Below are 11,479 nucleotides of genomic sequence, written 5' to 3' on the forward strand. Positions count from 1 at the left end.
CATGTACGAAGCCTTCTATGGCCTGAGCAGCAAGCCCTTCCAGCTCAGCCCGGACCCGAACTTCTACTACGGCAGCAAGCAGCACCGCCGGGCCAAGGCGTACCTGGACTATGGCGTGCTGCGCAATGACGGCTTCATCGTCATCACCGGCGAGATCGGTGCCGGCAAGACCACGCTGCTGCGCGGCCTGCTGGACAGCCTGAACCGCAGCAACGTCGTCATCGGCAATGTCGTGACCACCCAGCTCGACGCCGAGGACACACTGCGCATGGTGGGCGCGGCCTTCGGCGTGCGCGTCAAGGATGCGCCCAAGTCCGAGCTGCTGATGACGCTGGAAGCCTTCTTCGTCAACCAGGTCACCCAGGGCAAGCGCTGCCTGCTCATCGTCGACGAGGCGCAGAACCTGACGGCCCGCGCGGTCGAGGAGTTGCGCATGCTGTCCAACTTCCAGTTTGCCAACCAGTCGCTGCTGCAGACCTTTCTCGTCGGCCAGCCCGAGTTCCGCGGCATCCTGCAGAAGCCCGAGATGGAGCAGTTCCGCCAGCGCGTCGCGGCGACCTGCCACATCGGCCCGCTGGACGAGGACGAGACCCAGCGCTACATGGAGCACCGCCTGAAGTGCGCGGGCTCCGCCGGCAAGCCGACCTTCGACCACGACGCCTTCCCGGCCATCCACAAGGCCAGCAACGGCATCCCACGCCGCATCAACCGCCTGTGCGACCGCCTGCTGCTGCTGGGCTTCATGCAGGGCCGCAGCCATCTGACGCTGGCGGACGTGAAGGAAGTGCTGCGCGACATCGCCCAGGAGAGCGAGATCCCGCGCCACAGCGACGTCAGCCCGCTGGACAGCACGCCAGCCAAACTGCCCGACAGCCGCCCCGGTGCGCTGGACAGTGCACCTGGCGCACTGGACGTGTCGAGGCTGAAGTTGAGCGTCGCCGAGGTCGATGGCCTGTCCAGCGAGATCGCGGCCCTCAGCGCCGATCACCACACCGACCGCCTGCAGCGCCTGGAGCGCAGCATGATGCGGCTGGAGCGCATCAATCTCCAGACGCTGGCGCTGCTGCAGAAGCTGGTGGACGCCGTGAAGCAGCACTGATGGAGTTCCGATCATGCTGATGCCCACCAAGACCCCGGCCCTGCGCAATGCGATGAGCATTGACGTGGAAGACTACTTCCAGGTCTCTGCCTTCGCGCCCTACATCAAGCGCGAGGACTGGAACGGCCTGGAATGCCGCGTCGAGCGCAACATCGAGCGCATCCTCGCGCTGCTGGCCGCCAAGCAGGTCAAGGCCACCTTCTTCACACTGGGTTGGATCGCCGAACGCTACCCGCAGGTGGTGAAGGCCATCGTGGCCGGCGGGCACGAACTGGCCAGCCATGGCTATGGCCACGAGCGTGCCAGCGACCTCAGCCCGACGGCCTTCCTGGACGACATCAGCCGCGCCAAGAAAATGCTCGAGGACCTGGGCGGCGTGCCCGTCATCGGCTACCGTGCGCCGAGCTTCTCCATCGGCAAGGCCAACCTCTGGGCCTTCGACGTGCTGCGCGATGCCGGCTACCGCTACTCCAGCAGCGTCTATCCCATCGCCCATGACCACTACGGCATGCCCGACTCGCCCCGCTTCGCCTACCCGGTGCGTGAGGGCCTGCTCGAGATCCCGGTGACCACCCTGCGCATGGGCTCGCGCAACCTGCCCAGCAGCGGCGGTGGCTATTTCCGGCTGCTGCCCTATGCGCTGTCACGCTGGATGATCCGCCGCGTCAACGAGATTGACGGCGAGCCAGCGGTCTTCTACTTCCATCCGTGGGAGATCGACAGCGAGCAGCCGCGCATCCCCGGCATCAACGCCAAGACGCGCTTCCGCCATTACGTCAACATCCCGCGCACCCATGACCGGATCGCTCGGCTGCTTGGCGATTTCCGCTGGGGCCGGATGGACGAGATCTTCCTCGGCCGTGAGGCCAGCCCGCGCGCTCCGGCGCCCTCGCTGAGCCCGGCCTGAATGAACTCCCCCCTTCGCATTGCGCGCCTGGCCGCGCAAGACAAAGCCTTGTCCGCGCGCTGGGACGCCTTCGTCTTCGCCCACCCGCAAGCGACCTTCTTCCACCGCAGCGGCTGGCTGCGCATCATCCAGTCGGTGTTTGGCCACAAGGGATTCTTCCTCTACGCCGAGCGAGACGGTGTCATCGAGGGCGTGCTGCCGCTGGCCGAGGTCAAGAGCCGGCTGTTCGGCCACTCGGTCACGAGCCTGCCCTTTGGCGTCTACGGTGGCGTGGCCGCACTGAACGACGAGGCTACCGCAGCGCTGGAGGCCGAGGCCGAGAAGATCGCGCGAGGGCAGGGCGCCGAGCACCTCGAATACCGCAACCTCGGCCCCACGCGCCACGCCGACTGGCCGCGCCAGGATCTCTACGTGACCTTCCGCAAGGAGATCCTTGCGGAGGAGGAGGCCAACATGCTGGCCATCCCTCGCAAGCAACGAGCGATGGTGCGCAAGGGCATCAAGAACGAGCTCAAGGCCGAGATCGACGCGAATGTCGATCGCTTCTTCGACCTCTACGCCGACAACGTGCACCGCCACGGCACGCCGGCCATGCCCAAGAAGTACTTCCAGGCCTTGCTGGACGAATTTGGCGCGGATGCCGAGGTGCTGACCGTCACGAGCCCCAGCGGCAAGCCGCTGTCGACCGTGCTGACGTTCTACTTCCGCGACGAATGCCTGCCCTATTACGCCGGTGACGATGAAGCGGCACGCGACCTGGCGGCGAACGATTTCAAGTATTGGGAGCTGATGCGCCGGGCCTGCGCCCGGGGCCTCAAGGTCTTCGATTACGGCCGCAGCAAGCAGGGCACCGGCCCCTATGCGTTCAAGAAGAACTGGGGCTTCGAGCCGCAGCCGCTGAGCTACGAGTACCGGCTGTTCAAGCGCGACGCGATTCCCCAGAACAACCCGAACAACCCCAAGTACCAGCTGATGATCAAGGCCTGGCGCAAGCTGCCCATCGGCTTTGCGAACTGGCTCGGGCCCTTCATCGTGAAGAACCTCGGGTGAACGTCGGATCATGAAGATCCTCTACCTCGTCCACCGCCTGCCTTACCCGCCCAACAAGGGCGACAAGGTGCGCTCCTACCATCTGCTCAAGCACCTGGCGGCGCGGCACGAGGTCCATCTCGGCACCTTCCTCGACGACCCCGATGACGAGCAGCACCTGCCGCGCGTGCGCGCGCTGTGCAAGAACGTGCATGTGGCGCGCCTGAACCCGCGCTCGGCCAAGCTGCTGAGCCTGCGCGGCCTGCTCAGCGGCGAGGCGCTGAGCCTGCCGTACTACCGCGACGCCGGCCTGCAGGCCTGGGTGGACGACGCCGCGGCCCGTGTCGGCTTCGATGCCGTCGTCGTCTTCAGCGGCGTGATGGCGCAATACACGCACGGCCTGAAGGGCGTGAAGACGCTGGTGGACTTCGTCGACGTCGACTCCGCCAAGTGGCGCGATTACGCACCCGAGCATGCCTGGCCGATGTCCTGGCTCTACCGCCGCGAGTTCGCCAAGCTGCTTGGCTTCGAGCAGCGCGTGGCAGAAGGCGCCGCCTGCAGCTTCTTCGTCACCGACAACGAAGTCGCGCTGTTCCGCGCGTTGAGCCCCGGCCATGAGCTGCGCCTCGCGGCCCTGGGCAACGGCGTCGATGCCGATTTCTTCACGCCGGACGCGGCGCGCACCAACCCGTTTGCGTCCGGCGAGCTGCCGCTGGTGTTCACTGGCGCCATGGACTATTGGCCCAACGTCGACGCGGTGACCTGGTTCGCCAGCGACATCCTGCCCGCGCTGCGCGAGCGCTTTCCGGCACTGCGCTTTCACATCGTCGGTCGCAGCCCGGCGCCCGCCGTGCAGGCGCTCGCTGGCGACACCATCAACGTGACCGGCACTGTGCCCGACGTGCGACCGTATCTGCAATACGCGGCCGCGGTTGTTGCGCCGCTGCGGCTGGCACGTGGCATTCAGAACAAGGTGCTGGAGGCGATGGCCATGGCACGTCCGGTTGTCGCAGCCAGTACCTGCGTGCGTGCGATCGCGGCGGGTGTGCAGCCTGGGCTGCAGCCGGCCGATACCGAAGCGGACTACGCCGAACGCCTCGGCGCGCTGCTTTCCAATCACGAGGCTGCCAATGCGGCCGGCCGTACGGCGCGCGACTTCGTGCTCGGCGCCTACAGCTGGGACGCCCATCTGGCTGGCCTGGACCGCTACCTGGAGGTTGCTTGATCACCCTGCCCAAGCCCTGGCGACTGCCCCTGCTCGGCCTGGCCCTGGCCTGGGGGCTGCTCGCGATCCTGTATTTCGCGACCGGCGCCGCCATGGTCGAGATCTGGAACCGTTCCGAGACCTTTGCCCATGCCTGGGTGGTGCCGCCAATCTCGGCCTGGCTGGTCTGGCGTCGGCGCGCCGAGCTGGCGTCGATCACGCCGCGGCCAGCGCCCTGGTGGTTGCTGGCCTTGCTGCCCCTGGGCCTGCTGTGGCTGATCGGTGACCTTGCCGCCGCCAATGCCGCAACTCAATTCGCGTTGCTCGGCATGGCCGTGGCCCTGGTGCCTGCGCTGATCGGCACGCAGGCCGCCGGGCGCATTGCCTTCCCGTTGGGCTTCCTGTTCTTCGCCGTGCCTTTCGGCGACTTCCTGACGCCTTGGCTGATGGAGCGCACGGCCGACTTCACCATCGTTGCCCTGCGCGCCACCGGCATCCCGGTGTTCCGCGAGGCGCTGCAGTTCGTCATTCCGTCGGGCTCGTGGTCCGTGGTGCAAGCCTGCAGCGGCATCCGCTACCTGATGGCCTCGGTCATGGTGGGCACGCTGTTCGCCTACTTGAATTACCGCACGACCGGCAAGCGGTGGGCCTTTGTGGGCGTGGCCATTGTTACGCCGCTGGTGGCCAACTGGTTGCGCGCCTACATGATCGTCATGCTGGGCCATCTTTCGGGCAACAAGCTCGCCGTGGGCGTAGACCACATCATCTACGGCTGGGTCTTCTTCGGACTCATCATGCTGGCGATGTTCATGATCGGGGCGCGCTGGTCGGACCCCGACCCCGAGCCCGTGCTGGCCTCGCCGGATGCGGCCGGACTGGGGCTGTCGCCTACGCGCTTCGCGACGGTCCTGGTGGCGGCGCTGCTGCTGGCGGCCCTGCCTTCGGGCATGCGGGCCCAGGCCGCGCACTCGGGTGCCCATGGCGAGCCCAGCCTTGCAGCGCCTCAACTGGCGGGCTGGACCTGGTCGCCCGAAGCCCTGACCAACTGGAACCCCCATTTCAAGAACCCCAGAGCGGTCCTGCGTGGCCGGTTCGCGCCCGCCACCGGCGACGCGCCGGTGGGGGTCTATGTCGGCTATTACCGCGACCAGCGTTATGGTCGCCAGCTCGTCACCTCAGTCAACGACCTCGTCAATGACGAGGACGACAAGGAATGGTCGCGCACGGGCGCCGGCCAGGCACAGCTGGACGGCCTGACCTGGCGCACCGGGGAGCTGCGCGGCCAGGCCCTGAACCAGGTCAGCGGCGGCGGCAACATGGCGCCGCGGCTGCGCGTCTGGCAGATCTACTGGATCAACGGCCGGCCCTTCACCAGCGACTGGCAGGCCAAGCTTTATGGCGCCTGGCAGAGTCTGCTGGGCCACGGCGACGATGCGGCGGTCATCCTGGTCTATGCCGACAAGACCGTCGCCGGCGCTGATGACGCCCTGCTGCGCGAATTCCTGCACGCGCACTGGGGCAGCCTGGACACCGCTTTGCGCGGGGTGCGCGACCGCGACGCCGCGCGCCAGCAGTGACAATCACGCGCCTTCAAAAATCACAGCAACGAGAAACGATCCATGAATACGCTCGCAGTCATCGGCCTGGGCTACGTGGGCCTGCCCCTGGTGGTGGAGTTCGGCAAGCAGGTGCGCACCATCGGCTTCGATATCGCCAAGAACAAGGTGGAAGCCTGCCAACGCGGCACCGACCCGAGCCGCGAGCTGACGGACGAGGAAGTCCAGGCGGCCAAGCACGCCGTCTACACCGACGATCCCAAGATGCTGGCCGAGGCCGACGTCATCATCGTCGCCGTGCCCACGCCGGTTGACGAGGCCCACATCCCCGATTTCCGCCCGCTTATCGGCTCCTCCACCAGCGTCGGCCGCCACATGAAGAAGGGCGCCATCGTCGTCTACGAGAGCACGGTCTACCCCGGCGCTACCGAGGAGGTCTGCATCCCCGTGCTGGAGCGCGAATCGGGCCTGAAATGGAAGCAGGACTTCTTCGTCGGCTACAGCCCCGAGCGCATCAACCCGGGCGACAAGGAGCACACGCTCACCAAGATCCTGAAGATCGTCTCCGGCGACACACCCGAGACCCTCGACACGGTCGCCAAGGTCTACGAGATGATCGTCGAGCCCGGCGTGCACCGCGCGTCCAGCATCAAGGCCGCCGAGGCCGCCAAGGTCATCGAGAACACGCAGCGCGACCTCAACATCGCGCTGATGAACGAGCTGTCCATCATCTTCGACAAGCTCGGCATCGACACCTCCGAGGTGCTGGAGGCGGCCGGCACGAAGTGGAACTTCCTGAAGTTCAAGCCGGGCCTGGTCGGCGGCCACTGCATCGGCGTGGACCCCTACTACCTGACGCACAAGGCCGACATGCTGGGCTACCACCCGCAGGTCATCCTGGCTGGCCGTCGCATCAACGACGGCATGGGCAAGTTCATCGCCGAGCAGACCATCAAGCAGATGATCGCCAGCGGCAGCCCGGTGAAAGGCGCGCGCATCAACGTGCTGGGCCTGACCTTCAAGGAGAACTGCGGCGACCTGCGCAACTCCAAGGTCATCGACATCATCAACGAGCTCAAGACCTACGGCGTCGAGATCTTCGTCACCGATGCGCAGGCCGAGGCTGAGGAGGCCATGCACGAGTACGGTGTGCGGCTGATGAAGTTCGAGGACCTGCCGCAGGCCGATGCCATCGTGGCCGCCGTGTCGCACCGCGAGTACGCCGGCCTCAGCGCCGCGGACATTGGCAAGAAGCTCGTCAAGGGCGGCGCCTTCATCGACGTGAAGGCCGCCTTCGACGCCAAGGCGCTGGTGGACGCGGGCTTCCGCCTCTGGCGCCTGTAAGGATGGAGCCCCCACGCGTGCTTCGCACGCTGCCCCCCGAGGGGGCGCGTCAGCGCCTACGGGCGGCCGGGCGGCGCTGACCTGTGCAAGCGGACCTGCGACCCCTGGTCGTGCACCTACTGCACCGCTTCGACACCGGCGGGCTGGAGAACGGCGTCGTCAACGTCATCAACCACCTGCCGGCGTTCCGGCACGCGGTGGTGGCGGTGACCGAGATCACTGCGTTCAAGGAGCGGGTGAAAGCGCCCGGCACGCAGTTCATCGCCCTGCACAAGCCGCCTGGCCAGGGCTTCTGGCTCTATCCACGTGTCTACCGGCTGCTGCGCGAACTGCGCCCCGCCGTCGTGCACACGCGCAACCTCGGCGCGATGGAGTTTCAGCTGCCGGCCTGGGCCGCCCGTGTGCCACTGCGGGTTCACAGCGAGCACGGCTGGGACGTCAACGATCTCGGCGGCGTCAGCCGCACCAACCAGCGCCTGCGCCGTGTCTACGGTTCTGGCGTGCATCGCTTCGTGGCCTTGTCCAAGGCCATCGAAACCTATCTGACCGGCCCGGTCGGCTTTGCGGCCGAGCGCGTGCAGCGCATCTGCAACGGCGTGGACACGCAGCGGTTCATGCCCGCGGCCGTCCCGCCCGAGGCCTGGCCCTATCGCCGCGGCGAGCATCTTGTCATCGGCGCGGTGGGACGGATGCAGGCCGTGAAGGACCCGCTCAACCTCGTCAACGCCTTCCTGAGCCTGCGCGAGCTTTGCCCGGCCGACTGGCCGCGCTTGCGCCTGGTGATGCTTGGCGGCGGCCCGCTGTTCGACGCGGCGCGCACGCGGCTGGCCGAACGGAGCGCAGCCGATCAGGCCTGGCTGCCCGGCGACCGCAGCGATGTCGCGGCCCTGCTGCCGAACTTCGACATCTTTGCGCTGCCGTCGCAGGCCGAAGGCATCAGCAATACGCTGCTGGAGGCCATGGCCTGCGGCTGCGCGCCGGTCGCGACGGACGTGGGGGGCAACCCCGAACTGGTGGAGAACGACGCGAACGGCCTGCTCGTGCCGGTGCAGGACAGCGCTGCGCTCGCCGCGGCGCTGGCCCGGCTCGTCAACGATGCGGCGCTGCGCCAGCGTCTGGCCGAGGCGTCGCTGGCCCGCGTACGGGCGCAGTTCAGCCTGGACGGCATGATCGCCGCCTATGGGGCCTTGTACGCGTCGGCGGCGCGCGGCCGAAGCTCGTAGGCGGGGAACCCGCCGGCATCAACCGGGCCGCTGATCGCATAGCGCGCCGCCAGGTGTTCGCGCAGCTTGGCGCGCGGCAAGCCGGCCAGCGCCACCTGCATGACCGGGCCGCGCCAGTCCTGCTCGTCCAGCGCACGGAACACCAGCACGCGACCGCCGCGTGCCAGCGCGGCATCGACCTGCGCATCCAGGCGTGCCAGCAGCGCCGCCGTATCGGCCTTGGTGTCGTTCATCTGCACAAGGTCGATGTTGAAGCGCTCGACGCCCGGCGTGTCGAAGAGGCTGCTGTCCGGCTCACCCGGGTAGGCGGCAAAACCCACGTACAAGCCCTGCGGCCCCAGCGCCGCCTGCAGCGCCTGCTGGCGCTCGGCCAGCGCGAACCGCGCCTTGGGGATGCCGTAGCCGATGAGGTTGACGACCAGCAGCGCCGGCATCGCGACGCCCAGCAGCCACACGTCCAGCCAGCGCCGGCGCAACTGCAGCGCCAGCACCGCGACCGGCATCGTGAACTGGAACCAGTGCTCCGGGTCGTTGAGGTTGTAGTAGTACGAGAAGGCCGCCGCGCCCAGCACAAAGGCCCAGGGTGACAGCAGGCCGGGCTCGGCGCTGCGCAGCGCCTGGCGGGCGCCCACGACGGCGATGGCTGCCAGCAGCAGCCCCACCAGCGCCGCCAGCAAAGCCTGGCCCAGCAACGATGGCAGCACCGCATGCACATCGGGCAGCCAGCCCCACATATAGGCCCGGCCCAGCGTACCGAGGGACGGCAGGAAGGCGAAGTTGTTGATGAGGCTGAAGGCGAAGCGGACCGGCATCTCCTTCCAGGAGACCAGCCAGTTCTGCAAGGCCTGCTTCTCCTTCAGGCCACCCAGCGTGAAGCCCAGCAGGTCCTGCGCCTGCGTCGTGCCGGTCTGGCGTGCCATCACATAGGCGGCCAGCAGCAGCGCAAAGCCCACGACGGCCAGTGTGATCGCATAAGGCAGGGTCTGGCGAAGTGCCACCATGAAGCCCCGGCGGCGTGCACCGCGGATCAGCATGAAGAGGGCCAGCAGCAGGGCCTGGGGCAGTACGCTGACGAGCAGGTTCACGCCCACGCCCGACCAGGCCGCGCTTGCGATCATGTCGCGCGTGCCGGGCTGGCCGGCGGCCTCGGCGCGTTCCCAGCGCAGCGCATGGTGCAGGGCCAGCGCCAGCGGCGGGAACACCATCAGCTTGATGTGCGCCGTGGGGCCGAGGGTCAGGAGATTGAAGCTGACCGCGACAAAGACGACGGCGGCGACGCTCTTCAGCATCGAATGGCCGGCCTCCCGCAGCGTCGCGAAAAAGACCGCGCAGCCCCAGGCCACCGAGAGGACATTGATCGCCTCCAGGCTGTGGTTCACACCCAGCGCGCCGCCGCTGGCGCGATACAGCAGCATCGCCAGCGGCTGCATCCACAGGTGGCCCAGGTCCCAGAAGAAGCTGTTGGCGCCCAGTTCGTGCCAGTAGCGGTCGACGTCATCGACCTTCAGCGCCGAGCACAGCCAGGCGTAGGCCAGCGCGACCGCCAGGCCGACGCCCAGCAGCTGTAGCGGGCGGGCGCGTTGCGCCGTGCCGCTCACTTCTGGCCCCAGTGGCCCGAAATGGCCTCCACATGGAAGCGCGGGCGCTGCTTGCTGGCCTCGTAGACCTTGGCGAGGTACTCGCCGATGACGCCCAGGCTGAGCAACTGGATGCCGCCGAGCAGATACATCGGGATTACCGTGGACGCCCAGCCGGGCAGGGCGACCTCGGTGAACAGCCTGATGAACAACGCCCAAAGACCGAAGGCCACGCTGACGAGTGACACCATGGCGCCCAGGCCCGTGATGGCCCGCAGTGGTGCGGCGGAGAACGATGTGACGCCCCGCCAGGCCAGGCTGAGCATCTTGGATAACGGGTATTTGGATTCGCCGGCAAAGCGCTCGGCGCGGTCGAAGCTGACGACGCTGCTGGGGTAGCCGAGTTGGGGAATCATGCCGCGCAGGAAGAGGTGGGTTTCCTCATAGTTGCGCAGCGCCTCCAGCGGGCGGCGACCCATCAGCCGGTAGTCGGCGTGGTTGAAGACGACCTCGACGCCCATCATGGCCAGGACCTTGTAGTAGCCCTCCGCCGTGAAACGCTTGAAGAAGGTGTCGGTGTCGCGGCGGCGGCGCACGGCGTAGACCAGTTCGTCGCCATTGCGGAAGGCGCGGATCATGTCCGGAATGATGGACAGGTCGTCCTGCAGGTCGGCGTCAAGGCTGATCAGTGCGTCGCCGCTCACCGTCATCAACCCGCACAGCAGCGCGTTCTGGTGGCCGCGGTTGCGGCTGAGCTTGATGCCACAGGCGTCATCGCGCTCGCGGCCCAGCGTCTCGATGAGGGCCCAGGTGCCGTCGCGGCTGCCGTCGTCGATGTAGTAGGCCGAGCTGGCCGCGGCGATCAGGCCTTCGGCTTTGAGCTCGCTCAGCAAAAGCCCCAAGCGGCTGGCCGTCTCGCGCAACACGGCCTCTTCGTTGTAGCAGGGCAGCACGAAGTTGACGACCGGCGCTTGGGCGCCGGCCCAGCTGGCACGGTGGAATTGGGCGGGGTCGATCAGTTCCATGGCGGGATGGCAGTCAAGGTTTGCGGAACACCCAGAGGCGGCTGAGCGTGAAATTGCTGGCCAGCACGCCGGCGGTGGCGATGAGCTGGCTCAAGACGGGGTGCAGGCCCAGCGACACGGCGACGCGCAGCAGGCCGGCATTCAGCGCGCAGCCCAGGGCCACCATGGCGATGAAGCGCAACTGCTGGGGGCGATTGCGCGCAGCGCTGCCCTGGGCGGCGAAGGTCAGGCGTGCATTGGCCCAGTAATTGAACGTCGCGCTGACCAGGAAACCCACGGTGGATGCCGGCACCAGCGGCAGCCAGCCCGCCAGCACGAGGCCGGCCGTCAGCACGTACTGCAGGCCCGTGGCGAGCACGCCGACGGACAGAAAAGAGAACAGCTGAGCGATCAAGATGGCCGGCGCTTTGGGAGCAGGGCGGTGGAGGGCGCCGAAGTATCGGCGTTGCCGGCAGGCCGCAGCCCCCKTTGCCCGCGGGTCAAGCATCCCCCGGACAGGGGGATAACCCGTGCCT

10 protein-coding genes are annotated in these 11,479 nt (G+C 67.5%); 7 read left to right on the top strand and 3 right to left on the bottom strand.

The window, feature by feature from the left end; translation table 11 throughout:
• Position 1 precedes the first annotated feature (1 nt).
• From ACXJKJ_RS23195 to ACXJKJ_RS23225, 7 genes are all read left to right on the top strand, one after another.
• On the top strand, positions 2–1,099 hold the full coding sequence (locus tag ACXJKJ_RS23195; protein WP_056195797.1) for an XrtA/PEP-CTERM system-associated ATPase: 1,098 nt from the start codon (positions 2–4) through the stop codon (positions 1,097–1,099).
• A gap of 13 nt (positions 1,100–1,112) precedes the next feature.
• Positions 1,113–2,006: an XrtA system polysaccharide deacetylase gene (locus ACXJKJ_RS23200; protein WP_200955257.1), complete on the top strand. Its 894-nt coding sequence runs from the start codon at positions 1,113–1,115 to the stop codon at positions 2,004–2,006.
• The gene (locus ACXJKJ_RS23205; RefSeq protein ID WP_457322866.1) at positions 2,007–3,056 is read left to right on the top strand and encodes a FemAB family XrtA/PEP-CTERM system-associated protein; all 1,050 of its coding nucleotides are present in this window, start codon (positions 2,007–2,009) and stop codon (positions 3,054–3,056) included.
• Positions 3,057–3,066: 10 nt separating this feature from the next.
• A complete protein-coding gene (locus tag ACXJKJ_RS23210) occupies positions 3,067–4,260 on the top strand; it encodes a TIGR03087 family PEP-CTERM/XrtA system glycosyltransferase (RefSeq protein ID WP_056195801.1) in 1,194 nt (397 codons plus the stop codon).
• Positions 4,257–5,816: an exosortase A gene (gene xrtA / locus ACXJKJ_RS23215; RefSeq protein ID WP_457392820.1), complete on the top strand. Its 1,560-nt coding sequence runs from the start codon at positions 4,257–4,259 to the stop codon at positions 5,814–5,816. Before ACXJKJ_RS23210 ends, xrtA begins: the two co-directional genes overlap by 4 nt.
• 42 nt (positions 5,817–5,858) lie before the next feature.
• The gene (locus ACXJKJ_RS23220) at positions 5,859–7,139 is read left to right on the top strand and encodes a nucleotide sugar dehydrogenase (RefSeq protein ID WP_056195807.1); all 1,281 of its coding nucleotides are present in this window, start codon (positions 5,859–5,861) and stop codon (positions 7,137–7,139) included.
• 110 nt (positions 7,140–7,249) lie between these two features.
• On the top strand, positions 7,250–8,362 hold the full coding sequence (locus tag ACXJKJ_RS23225; RefSeq protein WP_457392823.1) for a TIGR03088 family PEP-CTERM/XrtA system glycosyltransferase: 1,113 nt from the start codon (positions 7,250–7,252) through the stop codon (positions 8,360–8,362).
• Here the strand turns inward: ACXJKJ_RS23225 and ACXJKJ_RS23230 are convergent.
• Genes ACXJKJ_RS23230 through ACXJKJ_RS23240 form a run of 3 tightly spaced genes read right to left on the bottom strand, consistent with a single transcriptional unit; the run spans position 8,317 to position 11,358 of the window.
• On the bottom strand, positions 8,317–9,960 hold the full coding sequence (locus ACXJKJ_RS23230) for a hypothetical protein (RefSeq protein ID WP_457392826.1): 1,644 nt from the start codon (positions 9,958–9,960) through the stop codon (positions 8,317–8,319). The two genes, ACXJKJ_RS23225 and ACXJKJ_RS23230, sit on opposite strands and share 46 nt — an antisense overlap.
• Positions 9,957–10,964 carry a glycosyltransferase family 2 protein gene (locus ACXJKJ_RS23235; protein ID WP_457392829.1) on the bottom strand — a complete coding sequence of 336 codons (1,008 nt, stop codon included), beginning with the start codon at positions 10,962–10,964 and terminating at the stop codon, positions 9,957–9,959. Before ACXJKJ_RS23235 ends, ACXJKJ_RS23230 begins: the two co-directional genes overlap by 4 nt.
• Positions 10,965–10,977: 13 nt before the next feature.
• Positions 10,978–11,358 carry a GtrA family protein gene (locus ACXJKJ_RS23240; RefSeq protein WP_056195815.1) on the bottom strand — a complete coding sequence of 127 codons (381 nt, stop codon included), beginning with the start codon at positions 11,356–11,358 and terminating at the stop codon, positions 10,978–10,980.
• Positions 11,359–11,479 lie beyond the last annotated feature (121 nt).

The organism is Roseateles sp. P5_E1 (assembly GCF_054049335.1).

Coding starts and splice junctions, on each gene's coding strand:
- ACXJKJ_RS23195 (WP_056195797.1), top strand. CDS start 2: ATGTACGAAGCCTTCTATGGCCTGAGCAGCAAGCCCTTCCAGCTCAGC.
- ACXJKJ_RS23200 (WP_200955257.1), top strand. CDS start 1,113: ATGCTGATGCCCACCAAGACCCCGGCCCTGCGCAATGCGATGAGCATT.
- ACXJKJ_RS23205 (WP_457322866.1), top strand. CDS start 2,007: ATGAACTCCCCCCTTCGCATTGCGCGCCTGGCCGCGCAAGACAAAGCC.
- ACXJKJ_RS23210 (WP_056195801.1), top strand. CDS start 3,067: ATGAAGATCCTCTACCTCGTCCACCGCCTGCCTTACCCGCCCAACAAG.
- ACXJKJ_RS23220 (WP_056195807.1), top strand. CDS start 5,859: ATGAATACGCTCGCAGTCATCGGCCTGGGCTACGTGGGCCTGCCCCTG.
- ACXJKJ_RS23235 (WP_457392829.1), bottom strand. CDS start 10,964: ATGGAACTGATCGACCCCGCCCAATTCCACCGTGCCAGCTGGGCCGGC.